Source organism: Paraburkholderia sp. SECH4 (assembly GCF_030511745.1).
Taxonomy (GTDB): domain Bacteria; phylum Pseudomonadota; class Gammaproteobacteria; order Burkholderiales; family Burkholderiaceae; genus Paraburkholderia; species Paraburkholderia madseniana.
Genome location: NZ_JALOCP010000070.1, coordinates 1 through 18,863, shown reverse-complemented (window position 1 = coordinate 18,863; position 18,863 = coordinate 1). Strand labels below are relative to the sequence as shown.

Genomic DNA, 18,863 nt, shown 5'->3' with positions numbered 1-18,863 from the left:
CCCGGACCATGTCTATAGGAATCAGATAACACGACAAGTAGTCTGACGCCGGGGGCTCAGACGTCGGTGCCAATCATGGTGCTTGCCTCCTTTCCAGATATTGCTCGACGAAGCTGAGGATTGCTTTGGATCGGTAATCCTTCGCTAGCTGGCAAAGGTGGTCGGCGAAAGGACGATAGCGCTCGTCAAGCTCGGTCAGGTGCGTGGCATGTTGCACGATGGCACGCATGTCGCCCAGTCGCGCCAGGTGGTGTAGCGCTTCGATTTCCCCCGGCGGCGGCACGATCAAGCTTCCCGCGGAGGGATCGGCGGCGCGTACAGCCGTTCGGCCCGCTCCGGCGGCTTGCGTCTGCGGAACTTCGTCGCTCCACTCGATATTCAGGAGGGCCGCGACCTGTGACAACAGCCGACTGAGGTCAACCGGTTTTGACAGAAAGGCGTTTGCACCGGCCGCCAGGCTTTTCGCCGCATCACTCCCCGAGGCGCCGGCGGAAACCGCAACGATGGGCAGATCCCCGAACTCCGGCATTTCGCGAAGGCGCCGCGTTGCTTCGAGCCCGTCCATCCCAGGCATGCGGACATCCATCAGGATGAGCGCCGGCCGTAGCGCTTTGGCTTTCTCCAATGCTTCAAATCCGTTGACGGCCTCCACCACGTCGAATCCGAGCTGGCCGAGCATATCGACCGCCACAGCACGGTTTGCCGCTACGTCATCCACGACGAGTATGGTCTTGCGCGGCCCCTTATAGCCGCTTACCGCCCATTCGGACGGGACGACAACTGCCTGAGGCGCCACCACCGGGACGTTCAGCTCGAACGAGAAGGCGCTGCCTGCACCGCGGCGGCTCTCGACGCGGAACTCGCCACCCATCAAACGCACAAGCTGCCGGCTGATGGCCAGGCCCAGCCCCGTGCCACCCACCCGGTGCCGAGCATCGCTCACTTGCTCGAAAGGCTGGAAGATCGCCTCCAGACGCGCTTCGTCTATGCCAATGCCGGTGTCCTGCACTTCGAAACGCAGCCGCGCGGGCGGCAGATAACCGACGCGCAGACGCACACTTCCCTCTTCGGTAAATTTGATTGCGTTGGAGAGCAGGTTGAGCAGCACCTGGCGCAGCCGTTTTTCGTCGACCCGCACGCCCGCGGGCAGATCGGGTGCCATCTCGCACGCAAAGGCCAAACCCTTTTCGGTTGCCTTCACCCGAATCGTCTCGGCGATGAAGTAGATGAACCGCTCAAGCGAAATGTCGGATAGGTTGAGCTCCGCCCTTCCGACCTCGATCTTGGCCATGTCCAGGATGTCGTTGATGATCGCAAGCAGATGTTCGCTGCTGCGCTGGATCACCGTGACCCCATCGACCTGGCGTTGATCGAGGCGCTTATCGCGCTTCAGGATCTGCGCGTACCCTAGAATTCCGTTCAACGGCGTGCGCAACTCGTGGCTCATGTGCGCAAGAAAGTCGCTCTTGGCCTGGTTGGCCGCATCGGCGTGTTCCTTGGCGACGGCCAGTTCAGCCGTTCGCTCGCGGATCATATCTTCGAGGTGCTCGCGATAGCGCCGCAGTTCCTCTTCGGCACGCTTCTGCTCTGTGATGTCGCGTGAGATGCCGAGCAGGAACTGCGGCTCGCCGCGCACGTCGACGATCGGGATCTTCATTGTGTGCACCAGGCGCGGCCCGTGACGTGTGTGAACCGGCTCCTCCGGCACGTCGACCATCTGCTGCGACTCCAGCACGTCACGATCCTTCAGCGCGAAGAAATCTGCCTCCTGCGCCGGAAACAGCTCGTGGACGGACTTGCCGATGAGTTCCTCGCGCCGGTAGCCGAGCAGTTGCTCTCCCGCCTTGTTAAAACGCACGAAGCGCAGCGTCGCCGCATCCTTGACGAAGATCATGTCGGGGATGTTCTCGATGATGCTGTCCAGGAAGTGCTCGCTCGCTCGCGCAGCCTCTTCGGCGTGCTGCCGTTCGGCGATCTCAGCCGTCTGGCCCGCAAGCGCCGTGCTGAGTTCGGCCGTGCGCTGTGTCACGCGCGCCTCGAGTTCGGCGTTGAGTTCCTTCAGCGCATCCTCGGCTTGCCTGCGCTGGCGCCGGTCTTCGAGGAACTGCTCGACTGCGCGCGCCATATCGGCAATCTCATCGCCGCCCTGAACGGGGACGCCGGCTTGCGCGCCGTCGACATCACCTTGCCGAAGGAAGTGGCTGACCCGGCGCAGCCGCGCCACGACGTGGCGACCGAGGAATGGCCGGGCGATCAGCCAGGCAAGCAGCAGGCTCACCGCAACTTCGCCCTCCACCCAGTTGCGGGTGCGGTCCAGGTCTTCGGCCAGATCCTGAACCGCTTTCCGGTAGTCGCGCGTGAAATAACCCAACTGCTGGCGCGCCGCGGCGGCCAGAGCGTCAGCCTGGCGGCGCAGATCGTCGTCCAGGCTGGCTAATGACGCGCCGGGCCGCGGCGCGGCTCCGGTGCCCAGCGCAGTCTCGCGCACCTGCGCCTCGATGTTGACCGTGTTGCGAAAGCGCTGGCTCGATCGATGCATCGCCAGCGCGTCGACACCGACGTTGTCGCTCGTGGTCGCGGAGGCGAGGCGGTCCACCAGGCGGTCGAAGGATGCCAGCTGTTCGATGACACGCCGATGCGTCTCGCGCACAGCGTCCGCCGTATCGTCACTGGACAACTGCAATGCCAGGCGTTCGATCATCAGCGTGCGCTGCGCCAGGTCCTGTGCGTCCTCCTGGCGGGCCAGCCGCTCTTCGGCCAACTGGCGGATCGCGTGGACCGAACCGGCCAACGAGTAGAGGGTCGTGGCACCGACCGCGATTACCAGCGCGGCCAGGCACGAAACCGCGAGCGTAAACTGCGCGGTGAGCGATCGTGGGACTGGGAGTTTCACGGGCGTTGCCAGATGCGGCGATAGACGTCGCGATAGCCGTTGGCCGGGTCGTAAAGCAGACGATCGCCGCCGTCCGCGGCGATGTTGTCCGCCGTCACGAGATGCACCGGAAACACGTAATCCGTGACGCCTCCCCCGGCGAAGAGCCGGTTCATCTCGTCGACCAACTGCCAGCCGTGCAGATTCACGGGTTCGGCCACGGTGGCCGTCTGGAAGCTGCCCGTCTGGATACGCAGGAAGGCGGACTCGCTGCCGTCGCCAGCCGACAGCATGGCCATGGCGGTGTTCGGCATTTCGGCCTGGGTCAGCACCGGGGCGGCGTAGTCGAAGTAGATGTCGTTGACGGCCAGTGCATACGTCCACCGCTTGCCATACCGCGCGAGCAAGGCGCGTGTCGTGCCCGGCATCAGTTCATGGCTGCGCGAGATCGCCACGTCGCGCACTTCGAGCAAGGTGCAGCCGCTGCACGCGCGCACAACGGCAGCCATTTCATCTGCTTTGCCTTGCGCAATTCGGAAATTGGAGTCGGTGAAGATGACGACTGCCGCATGCCCGCCGGACTGTACGATGGCTGCCAGCGAGGTCACGCGCGCGACCTCGAGCGGATCCGTCGCCACGTTCATCGCCACGGGCGTGCCAGGCACCGGTCCGGCCTGGGCCGCGACATGCCAGCCGACGATCGGAATGCTCCGCTCGGCAAACGGCCGCAGCCCTGGCAGCAGCGCGCGTGCGTCGCCACCGACGATGATCAGACCGTCTGGACGACTTGCCAGCGCATTCGCAAGCATCTTCAGCCGCAGGTCCGGCGTGCCGCCGGAGTCGAATATCTTGACGCTCCAGCCGATGACCTTGGCCGCTTCCAGCACACCGTCGACCACGCCGACGATGCCGCCGTTGCGCAAATCCTCGGCGACGATGGCGACGCGTTTCCCGAGTTGGGCGCGCGGCCCGTTGCGAGGCCCGTTCCAAGGTGCAGCGGGTTGCGCCGCAGCATCGACGACGCGCTTCGCTCCGGCCAGGTAGTCCTTCGCGGCGACCGTGGTCCCGGGCACGGGGGCAGGCGCCAGACCCTGCGCCGCGGCAACCGACAGCACACACGCGCATACCCATGCCACAAGCAAGCCCTTCATGCTGTTCCCCAAGGGCCCAATCGCGGTTTATTGACCGCTATTGACGACGTACCCAATGCCGCGCGCAGGATGATCCTGCGAATACGATAGTACACCCCGATGCTCGCGTGTCCTGTTCAGCCACGATTACTGTTGGTGGCGAAGTCGCTGGGGTGCTTTTTTAACGACCCGGAACCACAACGCCGTTGACGCCCCGCGTGTTTTCTACCGACTGCCGTTTCCCGTCGTCAAGATTCCGCCGCCGTCCGACTCCGTCTGTGTGTTCGCCGTGCTCTCTACTCGTTCAATCCGTACTTGCATCGACCGTGCGTCTGTCAAACCCAAGGTCTTCGCCGCGGCATAAGAGAGATCGATAATTCGGTGTTTGATGTATGGTCCGCGATCGTTGATACGCACGACAACCGACTTTCCTGTTGCCAACGAACTGACGCGCACGTAGCTGCCGAGCGGCAATGTTCGATGGGCAGCCGTTAATGCGCCGCCATCATAGCGTTCTCCATTTGCGGTCAGATGCCCCTGGAACGTTGCCGAATACCATGACGCCTCGCCGGATTGCAACATCTCGTGTCGCGTGCGACAGGAATCAACTCTGCACGCAGCATGTTCGGGCGCAATCTGTCCGCAAGCCGCGAACAAAGCGCAGATTCCCAAAACTCCCAAATAGCGGAGTGATAGCACCATAGACCACATGTCAGTTAATGAGGCGTGGTTTTAACGTTCTCAAAAAGCTCAGGCAAGCCGCATGCCCGGGTGACATAACATCTTGACAATTTCTTTAGGTCTCATGCAGTGGGTCTGTCAGTCCGACCCTGATTTCATTGCAGGTGTCGCCGATGCGATTGGTACCGGCCTTGACGAAAATACGTGAAATACGTATTCATTTGCCGGGGGCCACATGGCTATCATAACGGCCACCGATCTCGCCCGGTGCGCGAAGTTACACGCCGCACCGCTCAATTGTTCGGGCTGCTCGCCCCGATGCAACGTCCACAACGTTCCGGACATCACGGGTTGTACTCATGAACCGCAAGCCCTGGCGGCCGGTCTGATCTCGGGTTTCTCAACGGCCGGCTGAACATGCCTTGCCAGCGGAGGTCCAACTTATTGTTGTCTTCGACAGGGTTGGGCCATGTCCCGCGCTTCGTTTGTCCACGCTCACGCCGCCCACGCCGATTGGCGGGTGGCTCTCGCCGAGTGCCAGAGGCAAATTCAAACCCAAATTGCGGCCCGTGCGGCGCAGCTTGACGAATCCGCTCCGTTCACGCTCGGCTGGTGTTACGTGAGCGACTATTACGCACCCGCGTCCGAGGCGATCCTCGACGAACTGCACCGGGGTCAGCCAGGCGTCGCCTGGGTCGGTACGGTCGGTGTCGGTGTGGCCGCCAGCGGCATCGAATACATCGACGAACCGGCCCTGGTGCTGATGCTCGCGCCGCTGCCACGTGAATCGTTCCGGCTATTCTCCGGTCTGCAGCCCCTGCCTGCGACATCCTCCGGGTTCATGGCCCATACCGCGCTGGTCCATGCCGAGGGCAGCACGCCGGACGTGCAAGAATTGCTGCACGAACTGAGCGCCCGCACGACCACGGGTTATCTCTTCGGCGGCCTGTCCTCGGCGCGAAACCGTCCGCTGCACATGGCGGATGGAGTGTTCACCGGGGGAATGTCCGGCGTGCTCTTCGGCCCCGAGGTCGGTCTGATCTCACGCGTGACGCAGGGCTGCCAGCCCGTCGGGCCGGTGCGCACCATCACCCAGGCCCAACACAATCTGGTGGGCACGCTGGACGGCAAGCCCGCACTCGATTGCGTGTTGCAAGATCTTGGACTCGACCGGGATCTGCCAATCGATGCGTTGTCGCAGGCGCTGTCTACCACCCTGGCCGGCTTGAGCACCGGCGCCGAGGACCTGCCGAAATGGCCTGGAAAGTTCGGCGCGGATACACTCGTGCGGCACCTGGTGGGCGTGGATACCCAGCACCGGGTCCTGGCGATTGCGGATCGGGTCGAGCCCGGCATGCATCTGGCCTTTTGCACGCGCAACCCCGAGGCTGCGCGGGTCGATCTGGTGCGCATTGCAACGGAAATCCGCGCGGAACTGGAAAGCGGCACGGCGGGGCACATGTCGGGCGCCCTGTATGTCAGTTGCTCGGGACGGGGCGGGCCGCACTTCGGAGCGCGGCATGCGGAGTTGCAGACGGTGCGAAATGCCCTAGGCGAGGTACCGCTGGTGGGATTCTTCGCCGGCGGCGAGATTGCAAGGAATCACCTTTACGGCTACACCGGCGTATTGACGGTCTTTACGAGTCCGGACTGACGCTCCGGACGGTTCCGATTTTTGCCATAGCGCGAAGAATATCCATACTGCGCTCATCCACAACAGCCATTCGTACTCCGCCCTGGCAGATTCATGCATGCCCTCTTCAAACCAAGGCTTGTCAATGACGCATTTGGCGACCCAGGTCTATACGTGGACTTTTGTGACGAACGGCGTGCCCTCCTTTTCGATCTTGGCGATATCTCCACGCTGCTGCCCCGCCACCTGATGCGTTTGTCACATGTGTTCGTTACCCATACGCACATGGACCATTTTTCCGGCTTCGGTCGTCTCTTGCGCGTGATGCTCGGGCGCAAGGCTGGCATCGTGATGTTTGGTGGACCCAACTTTCTTGCACAAATCGAACACAAGCTGAGCGCCTATACCTGGAACGTAGTGCATCGTTACGAGGTCGAGCTGGTGATCGACGCGCGCGAAATCGGAGTGGACGGTGGCGGGCAGCGCGCACTCTTTTCAAGCCGGAGACGGTTCGTCCGCGAAGCCGGCTCATCCTTTGAGCGATCTGACGACGTGGTGCACAACGAAACAACCTTTCGCGTGCGTGGCCGGTTTGTCGATCATGACATCCCGTGCCTTGCGTACGTGCTCGAGGAAAAGGCCGGCGTCATCGTCGCGAAGGACCGGCTCGCGGCGCTGGGGGTGTCGACGGGTGCGTGGCTGCGCGAACTGAAACATGCGGTGCTGACCGGCGTCCCCGACGAGACGCCCATTCAGGTTCAGTGGCGCGATCGGCATGGCGACCACGCGATGACCCGACAGGTCGGCGAACTGCGTCACCTGATCCTCGACGTCGTTCCCGGGCGGCGCATTGGCTACGTAACGGACTTGCGCTATACGGAACCGAACGTACAGACCCTGTCGGAGTTGATGCACGACGTGGACCTGCTTTTTATCGAGAGCGTATTTCTTGACGAGGACAAGACCCATGCCCTGCGCAAGAATCACCTGACGGCCCGCCAGGCGGGTCTGATTGCGCGCCGGATCGGCGCCCGGGCGGTTGTACCGTTCCACTTTTCGCCGCGTTACGAAGGACGCTCGGCAGCATTGATTGCAGAAGTGCAGGCGGCGTGGTCCGCCACGTCGGTTCCGGGTGACGAAAAGCCTGATTAGACGCGATGAACGCGATGCCCGCGTTGCCCGGCCAACTGAAAGAAATGATACGAATGAGCATTTTATTGCGATTTTTTAGGCTTAAAAATATCATTCCCTCGGCTTAAAGTGAAGACTCCTACCCACCTGATGAAGGAGTAACACCATGAGCCGAATCACCGTACCCGCAGTTGAGTCCGCCACTGGCGCGACTGCCGAAGTCTACGCCCAGGTCAAGAAGGCCGCAGGCAGCATCCCGAACCTGTTCGTTGCGCTAGGCGCGTTGTCGGCCGAAGTACTCAAGGCGGTGCTGAATGCCGAAGGCGTTCTGGCTTCCGGCACGCGCCAGGACAAAACCATCGCAACTTCTACAGAGGCAGTGTGAAAGATCATGAACATTCATTTCCGAGTGGCAGAAAAGAGCAGCGGGACTTATCTGCATCTGGCATTTTTGCGGTGGTCGATGGTGGCCATCTTCATCTGGTTCGGGATACAGAAATTCACGCCCTATGCGGCCGACGCCATCGCGCCGTTGATCTCACACAGCCCGTTGATGAGTTGGTTGGGCGTGTTCGGCGTAAGAGGTGAAGCCCGGATTGTGGGGACGATCGAACTGACGACCGCGGCCGCTCTGATCATCGGATCGATGATTCCGGCGGTGTCCGCTTTAGGAGCGGCGATGGCGAGCGCCACCTTCCTCCTGACGACGTCCTTTGTTCTCAGTACGCCGGGTATCACTCAAATAAGCCCGACCGGTTTCCCGATCATCTCGACGTTGCTGGAGCAGTTTCTGCTGAAGGATATCGCCCTGTTGGCAGCCTGCTTTACACTGCTTCTCGCCTCTTTGTCGCCGCGCGCTGCGGCGTCGTAAAGGCTCGGATCCATGTCGTATCCTGGCGTCGTTGCTCCATAAAAGCCGAAGGATTCGACAGCATGAACATCGGACCTGCTTCTCTCCCATTTGACCTGGTATCAACGAAGCGGGAACCATGCAGGCTCTTGCTCCGCGTGACGGAAAACCGCTCGTCATCAATCTCTGGGCAACGTGGTGCGCACCTTGCCAGACCGAGATGCCGGTACTTGCAAGCGCCCAGGCAAGATACCCAGGATTGAATCTGGTTTTCGTCAATCAGGGGGAGCGGCGCGATACCGTTGATGCATTCATGAAGGCGCTGAATTTGCGCATCGCTAATTCGCTGTTCGATCCCGAACTCAGCGTTGCCAAGGCTACAGAAACGACCGCATACCCGACCACACTCATTTACGATGCGTCGTAAGCAGCACGTCCGTCGCGCGGCCGCCCTGGTTGGTGCGCTGTCATATATATTGATTGTTAGTGATGGTCGACGCGCCGAAATCCCGGCCTGGTTCTGGAATCTTTTCGGGAGTGCTGCAATGATCAGCGGAAGAACTACCCTTATCGCGCATCTTGGATATCCCACCGAGGCGTTCAAGGCGCCCATGATCTATAACCCGTGGTTCGAGAAAAACGGCATCGACGCAGTCGTCATGCCGATGGGCGTGAAGCCAGACGATTACCCGACCTTTCTGGCTTCACTGTTCCGGCTCACCAATATCCGCGGCGCGCTAGTCACCATGCCGCACAAAGTCGCCACCGTCGGCCTGGTTGACGAAGTGACGCCGACCGCGCGCATTGCGGGCGCATGCAACGCGATTCTCAAGCGGCCTGATGGAACCCTGCTGGGCGATCAGTTCGACGGCGCCGGCTTTGTGCGCGGCGTCGAACGCAAGGGCTGCCTGCTCGAGGGGGCACGCGCGCTCGTATTGGGCAGCGGTGGCGTCGGCTCGGCCATCGCCGCGTCATTGGCTGCGGCAGGTTTGGCGGGGCTGGCGCTGTTCGATGCCAGCGACGCCGCGGCCGGTGCGCTCGGCGAGCGGTTGCGCACGTATTACCCGCAACTGGTCGTCACCACTGGCTCAAAAGATCCGGCGGGCTACGACCTGATTGTCAATGCCACGCCGCTCGGCATGAAGGACGACGATCCATTGCCATTCGACATCGACCGCATCGCACCGACCACGTTTGTGGGCGAAGTGGTCATGAAGGCGGAATACACGCCGTTGTTGCTGGCGGCGAAGGATAAAGGATGCAGCGTGCAGGTCGGCACCGACATGCTGTTTGAAATGATTCCTGCGTACCTCGAATTTTTCGGCTTTGGCACTGCCACACCGGACGAGTTATACGCGGTTTCGCAAATCAAATACTCGTAGCGGTCACATTCGACGCAGTGCGTCTCCCGGTTCTGGTCCTATAGGCTGCTTAAGCTGATTGCTGCGACCGCACAACCGTTGCGATCCCTTAGCGGTACTGATATCCCTCGCATGCCCGTTTCGAGCTATTGCTCAGAGAACGCATAGCCGCGGTTAAATACCTGCTGATTGCCAGCGCTTTCGCCGCGCCCTCGATCCGGTCTTTGTCGTGCATAGCCGAGCTCCGTAGAAACCCGATTTTCGGGCGAAAGTCGCGCGTGATGCGCGAATAGCGCCCACTTTTTGCCGATTGATGTTGTCCCCTATCGGTCCGTCGCGTACTTTTCAAACATACCGTTCGCGCGATCGCGGCGGCGCAAACTTAGACGCTCACGCGGCTCTCTTGAAACGGCCACGCCCGTTTCATGAGTCTGCCGGATGCACATCATGAACACTTCAGATTCGCCTGCGCGGGTAGCGCTCGTCACCGGAAGCATCGGTGGATCGTCAGAGGTATGGCGATCGCGCTCACGAGGCGCGGCTTCCAGCCTTCTTGACCGCTGACGTGCAGGGCGCACACTGACTTCAATCAATTACTAATATTGGAGACTCAAATGGCTAGCATCACGGAACATGAGCCGCACGGCGCACATCAGACCAAAAAGGCGACCGCCAGCGGCTGGATCGGCTCGGCGCTGGAGTACTACGACTTCTTTATCTATGCGACAGCGGCGTCCCTGATTTTCCCCCAGTTGTTCTTCCCCTCAGGGAACCCCAAGATCGCCATTGTCGCGTCGCTGGCAACCTATGGGGTTGGATATGTCGCGCGGCCGATCGGCGCCTTCGTACTCGGGCACTGGGGCGACACCCATGGCCGTAAGACGGTACTGCTCCTGTGCATGTTCCTCATGGGCTTTTCGACGATGGCCGTCGGCCTTCTTCCGACGTACCACCAGGTCGGCCTGCTCGCCCCAGTGCTGCTCGTCATCCTGCGTCTCATCCAGGGTTTCGCGGTGGCTGGGGAGATCTCCGGCGCCAGTTCGATGATTCTCGAGCACGCGCCATTCGGGCGGCGCGGCTACTACGCCAGCTTTACGCTGCAGGGCGTGCAGGCCGGACAGATCCTTGCCGCGGCGGTATTCCTGCCGCTCGCACATTACATGCCTGAAGACGCGTTTAACTCGTGGGGTTGGCGCATCCCCTTCCTGCTGAGTGTCGTCGTGCTGTTTGCGGGCTACATCATTCGTCGCGAAGTTCACGAGACGCCCGCTTTTGCCACGGAGGAGGAGCAGGGTGAAGTCCGAAAATCGCCGATCATCGAAGCCTTCACGCATTGCTGGAGGGAGATGCTTGCCGTCGTCGCCCTGGCGCTGATGAATGTCATCCCGGTGGTCACCACGATTTTCGGCGCGGCCTACGCGGTCCAGCCGTCATACGGGGTCGGCTTTCACAAGAGTGTCTACCTGTGGATCCCCGTGATAGGCAATATCGTGGCGGTGATTGTTATTCCAATTTTCGGCAATCTGTCGGACAAAATCGGCCGGCGGCCGCTGATCATCGGTGGTGCGCTCGGTTCAGGGTTGCTGTCGTTCGGCTACCTCTACGCGATCAGCATTCACAGCGTGGCGCTGGCAATCGTTATGTCAATGCTTATGTGGGGCATCGTCTACCAGGGCTACAACGCGATTTTCCCGAGCTTTTATCCCGAACTTTTCCCGACACGCGCCCGTGTCTCGGCAATGGCCATTGCCCAGAACATCGGCACCACGATCACTGCGTTGCTGCCCGCACTCTTCGCCACCGTGGCGCCGCCCGGATCAACCGACATTCCCCTCACGATCGGGGCAATCACCTTCGGCATAACGATAATCTCGGCGTTCGCGGCCTGGATGGTCCGGGAGACGTACCGGATTCACCTGAACGATCTCGGTGAACGTGGCGCAGTTCCAGTCGACAAGCTGGACTACAACCTGATGCGCAAGCAAACCCTTGCCGCGGCGAAGGCTGCCTGAGTATCCGTGTGGGCGCCAGCGTCAGCGAGACCGTGCCGGTTGCGGGGTCTCGCATCCGGCTCTATCGCGGGACCGTTGCCTCTGACAGCGCTCGCTGTGCCGCCCGGGTCAGCGAGCGGGAGTCGCCGCACAGATGACGTGCGGCATCGGCTGGCAGCGCTCTGTCCGTTACCCGAGGGGTCCATATCAATGAACAAGACACGAATTGCCGTGGCCGGCGCCGGTTACATCGGCCTCGCCCATATGGGCGTGACACAGCGGAGTCCGACCTGCATGCTATCGGCCGTTGTGGACCCGGGTCCTGCTGCAGAGGCAGTCGCGGCCAAGGCTGGTGTGCCGCTTTACCGGTCACTGGACGAAATGCTTGAAAAGAACCGCCCCGATGGCGTGATTCTCGCGACGCCTAACAAGTTGCATGTCGAGCACGCACTGAAGTGCATCGAGGCGGGAGTGCCCATGCTGCTCGAGAAGCCGATCGCGCCAAGCGTTGAGCAAGCCGAGGTGCTGGTGGAGCAGGCCGACCGGGCGGGGGCGAAGATCCTGATCGGCCATCATCGGGCGCACAGCCCGATCATGGCGCGCGCGAAGGAAATGATCGATGAGGGCCGGCTCGGAAAACTCGTTGCCGTGATGGGTGCCGCGGCATTTTTCAAAGCCGACGAGTACTACGCCGAGGCGCCATGGCGCCGGGAACCCGGCGGCGGCCCGATCCTGATCAACATGATTCACGAGGTGCACAACCTTCGCATGCTGTGCGGCGACATCGTCGCGGTGCAGGCGTTGTCGTCGCACGCCACGCGTGGCTTCCCGGTGGAAGACACCGTTGCGATCAACCTGCGCTTCGCCAATGGCGCACTGGGGAGCTTCATGCTGTCCGACACAGCCGCTTGCGCGCGCAGCTGGGAGCAGACCTCGCAGGAGAACAAGGCTTATGCGACCTATCTCGACGAAGACTGTTATGTCATTGCCGGCACCTTCGGTTCGCTGTCGGTGCCGACGATGCGCATGAAGACGTACGCCCGCGCGCAAGACCGCTCGTGGTGGAAGCCGTTCGAAGTCAGCGTCGCCGAGATGACGCGCGAGGATCCGCTCGCGCGTCAGATCGAACACTTCGGCCGCGTCGTGCGAGGGGAAACCGAACCGATCGTCAGCGCACGGGACGGTCTGCGGAACCTGCGCATTACCGAAGCCATCACTGAAGCTGCGAAAAGCGGATCGATCGTCGACACGACGCCGGTCTGATTTCGCTGCCCGACATCACGGCATCGCGGTCGCGTTCTAGCCAGTGGAGGAGAAAAAACATGCGGCTGCGCCGCCGAATGGCGCACACCGCGGTCGCTTAAGAGTACCCGGACGTCAGCGCGTCCGGGTTGAACTAGACTTGGTAGTGGCATGCTGCGCGGACAGTTTCCCGGGCACGCTGTCATGATTGCTCGCGACATGCGCGAGACAGGTTGAACCGATATCCTGGAGTGTTAGCCATGAGTCAACCATGCATTATCTCCGTAGCCATCACAGGCTCAGTGCCGCGCAAGAAGGACAATCCGGCCGTGCCGATCACAATCTCCGAGCAGATTGAAAGCACCCATGAAGCGTACGAAGCCGGCGCATCGCTCGTTCATCTGCACGTGCGCGACGAACAGGAAAACTCCAGTTCCGACCGGTCGAGTTTCGCCGCGCTTCAGGACGGCATCCGCAAGCACTGCCCCGACATCATCATTCAGTTTTCGACAGGCGGCCGCGGTCGCTCATTCGAGCAGCGTGGCGCGATGCTCGATCTGCGCCCGGACATGGCATCGCTCGCGACGGGTTCGGTCAATTTTCCGACTACCGTCTATGAAAATCCGCCGGACTTCGTGCGCTCGCTCGCGAAGATGATGCTCGACTACGATGTCAAACCGGAAATCGAGATCTTCGATCTGGCGATGCTGTACAGCACGGTGGACCTCGTGCAACAAGAGCTGCTGAAATCCCCGGTGCATGTTCAGTTCGTGATGGGCGTGAAGAACGCACTCCCGGCACGTCGAGAGATTCTTGAGTTCGAGGTCCAGCAACTCAAGGCGTTGTTGCCGGATGCAACATGGACCGCGGCTGGCATCGGGCGGCACCAGCTCGAGGTGAACCACTGGACGTTGCAGATGGGCGGGCACTGCCGCACGGGTCTGGAAGACAACGTGCGCTGGGACAAGGAAACGCTCGCGAAGAGCAATGCGCAACTGGTCACGCGAGTGGCGTCGTTGTGCGGCGAATATGGCCGGCCGGTGGCGAGCGCAGCCAAAGCGCGCGAAATGCTGGGTCTGCCGGCTCGATAACCCCACGCGATGCGCGAGCGCCCGGCCCAGCGGGCGGTCCGCCTCAATGGCACGCGCGACGTCGGGCAACGATGCCCCATGGAGGGTATGCGGTAACGTAAGCCGAGGAACAAGTCATGCGCCGAACCATCGCGACCGTGTCGCTCAGCGGGACGCTGCCCGAGAAGCTGGAGGCCATTGCGGCCGCGCGCTTCGACGGTATCGAACTGTTCGAGAACGACTTCATCAACTTCAAGGGCACAGCCCGGGACTTGCGCGTCATGGCGGCCGACCTTGGGCTGACCATCGACCTGTATCAGCCGTTTCGCGATTTCGAAGGAATGCCCGAAGCGCAGTTTCGGCGCAGCCTGGAGCGTGCCGAGCGCAAGTTCGACCTGATGCAGGAACTGGATGCGCCGGTCATGCTGTGCTGCTCGAATACGTCGCTGCTCGTCATCGACGATCCGGCGCTGGCGGCCGCGCAACTGCACGAACTTGCCGGGCGCGCGGCGATGCGCAACCTCAGGGTCGGCTTCGAAGCGCTCGCGTGGGGGCGTGTGACCAAGCTGTATGGGCAGGCGTGGGAGATCGTCCGGCGCGCTGATCATCCACACCTTGGGTTGATACTCGACAGCTTTCACACACTGTCGCTCAACGATGACCCGTCGGGCATCGCCGACATTCCGGGGGAGAAGATCTTCTACCTGCAGATGGCCGACGCGCCGCTACTGTCGATGGATGTGCTGCAATGGGCGAGGCACCACCGGTCGTTTCCCGGCCAGGGACAGTTCGACATGACGAATTTCCTCGAGCAGGTGCTGCTGGCGGGCTATACCGGACCCTTGTCGCTCGAGATTTTCAACGACGTATTTCGCGAGACGCCCAATCGGCGCACTGCGGTCGATGCGATGCGCTCGCTGTTGTATCTGGAGAGCCAGGTGCGCCAACGTCTGCAGGAGCCGGCGCCGGCGCAGAGCAACGCACGCTTCACGGACCGGCGCGCGAGCGTGCTGCAACGCGTCGAGCTGTACAGTCCACCCCCGGTGCCCGACATCATGGGACTGTCGTATATCGAGTTCGCCGCGGATGAATCTTCAGCCGAAGCTTTTGACGTACTGTTGCGGCAGTTCGGCTTTCGGCGTGCCGGCACCCATCGCTCGAAGGCCGTCGTGCTGTACCGGCAGGGCGACATCAATCTGATTGTCAACGCGCAGCCGGACTCCTTCGCACGCCGCCGCTTCGAGGCCCACGGGCTGTCTGTGTGTGCGCTCGCCATGCGCACCGCCGATCCGGCAAGCGCGGTCGGCCGCGCCACCGCGATGCACTCCCAGCGCTACGATGGTCCTTTGGGGCCGCATGAGCAGCGGGTTCCGGCGATAGTTTCGCCCGGGGGGATGCTGATCAGCTTCGTGTCGTCCGCGCTCGGACCAAATGGTCTGTACGAGGCGGATTTCGTGCTGGAGGACGAGCCTGGCAGGTCCGCCGCTGGAGCCGGCCTGAAACGTATCGATCACGTTGCGCTCGGGCTCGCCGTCGATCAACTCGACACGTGGATCCTGTTTGTGCGCGCGGTGCTCGGCCTGGAGCCCGGGGAGAGCCTCGAACTCGCCGATCCGTTTGGCCTGGTACGCAGCCGCGGCGTAGCCAACGCAGATCGCAGCGTGCGGCTGGTGCTCAACGTCTCGCTGAGCCAGCGCACGCGCACGGCCCGCACGGTGAGCGCCGGAGGAGGCGTGGCGGTTCATCACATAGCCTTGAGTACCGATGACATCTTCGACGCAGTGGCGCGCCTGACGGCCAGCGGCGCGCGCTTCGTGCCGATCTCGGGAAACTACTACGACGATCTGATCACGCGCGTCGACCTCGATGACGATCTGCTGGCGCGCTTGCGAAGCGCGGGCGTGCTGTTCGACCGGTCCGCGGCCGGCGACTATTTCCATATCTACACGGAGTGTTTGGACGGCGGGCTGTTCTTTGAGGTCACGCAGCGCGTGAATGCATACGATGCGTACGGCGCGATCAACGCGCCGGCACGCATGGCTGCGCAAGCTCAAGGAGCCTGACGACACAATCGATGCGGCACCAGGTCCTTCATCGAACGAATGGAACGAGACGACATGACACAGCAATCTTTGCGCGCGCTCTCGCTGTCGGCGCTGACCATACTCGAACTGAGCCCGCCGCAGATGGTCGAGTGCGCAGCCCGGGCCGGCTACGATTTCGTCGGCCTGCGGCTGCTCCCGGCGACCGATCACGAAGTGCGGTACGAGCTCGTCGGCGACACCCCGCTCAAACGCGAGACGCTGGCGCGCCTGAAAGACACCGGCGTGCGCGTGCTCGACGTCGAGATCCTGCGGCTCAAGCCCGATACCAATGTGACCGCGTACAAGCCCACGCTCGACACCGCCGCCGAACTTGGTGCGCGCTACGTGCTGGTGGCTGGCAACGACCCGGATGAGGCTCGTACCGCCGAGCGCCTTGCGCAACTCTGCGATCTCGCCGAGCCGCTCGGCCTTTCTCCATCGCTCGAACCGATGCCGTGGACCGACGTGAAGAACATCACGCAGGGCGCGCGCATCGTGAAGGCAACGCGGCGGCGCAACACAGGGCTGATTATCGATCCCATCCACTTCGACCGGGCAGCGTCGTCAATTGACGAGCTGCGCGCGTTACCGCGCGAGTACTTCGGATACGTGCAGTTCTGCGACGCGCCCGCCGAACGTCCCACCGATCTCAACACGCTGCTGTATCAGGCGCGTTGCGAGCGTTTGATTCCCGGGGAAGGCGGTCTCGATCTGGCGGGCATCCTGCGGGCGCTGCCCGACGATTTGCCGATCAGCATCGAAGTGCCGATGGAGCGCTGGGCAAAAACGGCGAGCGCCGTCGAGCGGGCTCGCAAGCTGCGCGATGCGACATTTGCCGTCGTCGAACGGGCCTATGCGGGGGTGTAAACGGCGGGCTGATCTTGCCTGGCCGAGTTTACCAGTCCAGCAGTTCGACGATAAAACGATTCTCACCGCAATCTGCTTGATCCGCCTATTTCTCGAACGCCGAGAACCGCGCATCGGCCTGGTTGTCGAGTAAAAAATTCCTATGTCCGCCGAACATTGATTCGCTCTGCCGTTAGCGATACCCTTAAATCGTTCGTGATCGTCGAATGTTAGTCAACCCGGAGACGACCGTATCGTGAAGCGAGCGTGGGCTTTCTCCTGCATCCTCGCCTTGAGCGCTATCCTCGGCGGATGCGGCAAGGACGGATCGCGAAACGCTACTCAGGAACCGGGCGCATCCGCGAGTCAGGCACCGGTTCAGCTTGGGCAGGCCGCGAGCGACACACCCGCCGCATCGGGCGCGCAGGAGCGGAGCGCGCCGGCCGCCGTCACTAAGGCGCAGTTGCCGGGGGAAGCAGCCGAAACACTGCGTCTGATCAAAGCGGGCGGCCCTTTCCCTTTTGGCGAGGACGGTGTCTTGTTCCGTAACAGCGCGGTATTGCTGCCGCAGCATCCGCGCGGCTATTACCACGCATACACAGTTCGCACGCCTGGCTCGGCGGATCGCGGGCAGCGCCGCATCGTATGTGGTGGACCGCGTAGGCAGACCGGCGACTGCTACTACACCGACGATTACTACGCCAGTTTCAAACGCATTGCACAATAACTTGAGCCAATTAAAAACGCCCCGGGCCTCCTATAAAGCAGACGCCCGGGCGTTGTATTTTCAGAAGGCGTGCCGCGATGGCACGATCAGTGGCGTTTGCCCTAGCCGCTACCCGCCATCTGCTGCGATGGTGTCGTGAGCGACATGTAAGAGGCTTCCGGCAGATCTATCACGGTTGGCCATCGAACGGCAGGAAATGCCGTTCGACGGCAGTCGACCCGCGCGAGCGAATGTCCGTTGGACCTTGGAAACAGCCGTTGCTCTCGCGGTGGCCCGAATGACGGCAAGGGGTCGGAAGTGTGAGTTCGCTGATGCAGGAAGCGGCCATTCGACTGCTCGATGCTGCCACTGTCAGCAATCCGCCACATTGCTGACGTAGAACCCGACCTGCCCCAATGTCGGAAATGGCCGATGAGCCGCCGGACAAAGCCAAAACGCAAATCAGCGCGTACCGCCACGCAACGGTCCAAGCATGTCGTGGATGCCAAACGTCATCATCGCGAGAAACGCCAAAAGCGCCAGATAATAAAACGCATAAGTGAGTTTCACCGACGGTGCAATGCCATAGTATCGAACGTTCTCCGGACTAGCCGGATCGTAATGCCATGCGCGCTTGAGTTGCGGCATCGCCAGGATAGCCATGACAATCAGGAGTGGACTAGGATGCCACGCGAACAATCCGACAAGCACAGGAACGAGATAACGGGCATGCTCCGTGAAGCCGACCATTAACATAACGATCTGGGACGCAATGCAGCCGCCATATAAAATTTATCGATACAACTGAGACGAAAGATGAAGAAGCTATTTACCTTCGCCGTGTCGGTACTGCTGCTGGTTGGCGGGTTGCTTTTCCAGCAAGGGGCGTTCGCGGATAGCGCGACTCCTGACGCAAGCACGAAGGCGTTTTACGCCTGGTATATCAAGTTGGAATCTAAAGATACCTATCCGTTGTTGGACAAGGGCATTTATGTCTACGTGACCAAAACGACGGTCGACAGACTTCGAAGCGCGTATCGCCATAACAGGCTGCCTGGCGACGTCGACTATTTCACGAAGGTTCAGGACTACGACGAACAGGACTGGTCTAACAACATCGCAACACACCAGGCGATCATGCTTGACGATGTTGCGGTTGTTCCAGTTACTTTCGGCTCGAAAGACAGAATCAGCGTGTTGGTTTTTCTGCGCGGCGGTTGTCAACGTACTTGTCGCGTCACTTCATGCGGACTGCTTTAGTTCTTC

General features: G+C 61.5%; 16 protein-coding genes and 1 pseudogene. 13 read left to right on the top strand and 4 right to left on the bottom strand.

The genetic code is table 11. The annotated features are described in order from the left end of the window. Positions 1-73: 73 nt before the first annotated feature. The 3 genes from M0D67_RS40605 to M0D67_RS40595 form a co-directional block, all read right to left on the bottom strand. Positions 74-2,893: an ATP-binding protein gene (locus M0D67_RS40605; protein ID WP_266243232.1), complete on the bottom strand. Its 2,820-nt coding sequence runs from the start codon at positions 2,891-2,893 to the stop codon at positions 74-76. Beyond that, positions 2,890-4,023: a substrate-binding domain-containing protein gene (locus M0D67_RS40600; protein WP_266243229.1), complete on the bottom strand. Its 1,134-nt coding sequence runs from the start codon at positions 4,021-4,023 to the stop codon at positions 2,890-2,892. Before M0D67_RS40600 ends, M0D67_RS40605 begins: the two co-directional genes overlap by 4 nt. Positions 4,024-4,227: 204 nt before the next feature. Continuing rightward, a complete protein-coding gene (locus tag M0D67_RS40595) occupies positions 4,228-4,584 on the bottom strand; it encodes a septal ring lytic transglycosylase RlpA family protein (protein ID WP_154565409.1) in 357 nt (118 codons plus the stop codon). 568 nt (positions 4,585-5,152) lie between these two features. On the opposite strand from M0D67_RS40595, the gene M0D67_RS40590 reads away from it, so the two are divergent. The 12 genes from M0D67_RS40590 (at position 5,153) to M0D67_RS40535 (ending at position 17,618) form a co-directional block, all read left to right on the top strand. Then, a complete protein-coding gene (locus tag M0D67_RS40590; RefSeq protein ID WP_266243227.1) occupies positions 5,153-6,337 on the top strand; it encodes an FIST N-terminal domain-containing protein in 1,185 nt (394 codons plus the stop codon). 93 nt (positions 6,338-6,430) lie between these two features. Continuing rightward, positions 6,431-7,468, top strand: a complete 1,038-nt coding sequence (locus M0D67_RS40585; RefSeq protein ID WP_266243224.1) for an MBL fold metallo-hydrolase — start codon at positions 6,431-6,433, stop codon at positions 7,466-7,468. A gap of 145 nt (positions 7,469-7,613) precedes the next feature. Continuing rightward, the gene (locus tag M0D67_RS40580; protein WP_266243222.1) at positions 7,614-7,832 is read left to right on the top strand and encodes a hypothetical protein; all 219 of its coding nucleotides are present in this window, start codon (positions 7,614-7,616) and stop codon (positions 7,830-7,832) included. A 6-nt stretch (positions 7,833-7,838) separates the two neighbouring features. After that, positions 7,839-8,318: a DUF417 family protein gene (locus M0D67_RS40575; RefSeq protein WP_154565412.1), complete on the top strand. Its 480-nt coding sequence runs from the start codon at positions 7,839-7,841 to the stop codon at positions 8,316-8,318. 118 nt (positions 8,319-8,436) lie between these two features. Further along, entirely contained in the window at positions 8,437-8,724 is a 288-nt protein-coding gene (locus M0D67_RS40570) for a TlpA disulfide reductase family protein (RefSeq protein ID WP_266243219.1), read from the top strand. Between the two features lie 118 nt (positions 8,725-8,842). Continuing rightward, positions 8,843-9,679: a shikimate dehydrogenase gene (locus M0D67_RS40565; protein WP_266243217.1), complete on the top strand. Its 837-nt coding sequence runs from the start codon at positions 8,843-8,845 to the stop codon at positions 9,677-9,679. Between the two features lie 593 nt (positions 9,680-10,272). After that, positions 10,273-11,670, top strand: a complete 1,398-nt coding sequence (locus M0D67_RS40560) for an MFS transporter (protein ID WP_154565415.1) — start codon at positions 10,273-10,275, stop codon at positions 11,668-11,670. 189 nt (positions 11,671-11,859) lie between these two features. After that, positions 11,860-12,912, top strand: coding sequence for a Gfo/Idh/MocA family protein (locus M0D67_RS40555; protein ID WP_266243215.1), 1,053 nt, complete (start codon positions 11,860-11,862; stop codon positions 12,910-12,912). Positions 12,913-13,151: 239 nt separating this feature from the next. Then, positions 13,152-13,982 (top strand): 3-keto-5-aminohexanoate cleavage protein, encoded by an 831-nt coding sequence (locus M0D67_RS40550; RefSeq protein WP_154565417.1) that lies wholly within the window; start codon positions 13,152-13,154, stop codon positions 13,980-13,982. Between the two features lie 116 nt (positions 13,983-14,098). Further along, positions 14,099-16,024, top strand: a complete 1,926-nt coding sequence (locus M0D67_RS40545) for a bifunctional sugar phosphate isomerase/epimerase/4-hydroxyphenylpyruvate dioxygenase family protein (RefSeq protein WP_266243212.1) — start codon at positions 14,099-14,101, stop codon at positions 16,022-16,024. Between the two features lie 54 nt (positions 16,025-16,078). Further along, a complete protein-coding gene (locus M0D67_RS40540; protein WP_266243209.1) occupies positions 16,079-16,912 on the top strand; it encodes a sugar phosphate isomerase/epimerase in 834 nt (277 codons plus the stop codon). 235 nt (positions 16,913-17,147) lie between these two features. Continuing rightward, a complete protein-coding gene (locus M0D67_RS40535; RefSeq protein ID WP_171929191.1) occupies positions 17,148-17,618 on the top strand; it encodes a ribonuclease in 471 nt (156 codons plus the stop codon). Positions 17,619-18,059: 441 nt separating this feature from the next. On the opposite strand, the pseudogene M0D67_RS40530 reads toward M0D67_RS40535, so the two are convergent. Beyond that, positions 18,060-18,314 (bottom strand): annotated as a pseudogene (locus tag M0D67_RS40530) (site-2 protease family protein); the annotation flags it as partial. Positions 18,315-18,413: 99 nt separating this feature from the next. Here M0D67_RS40530 and M0D67_RS40525 point away from each other — a divergent pair. Continuing rightward, positions 18,414-18,857, top strand: a complete 444-nt coding sequence (locus M0D67_RS40525) for a DUF3828 domain-containing protein (protein WP_266243204.1) — start codon at positions 18,414-18,416, stop codon at positions 18,855-18,857. Positions 18,858-18,863 lie beyond the last annotated feature (6 nt).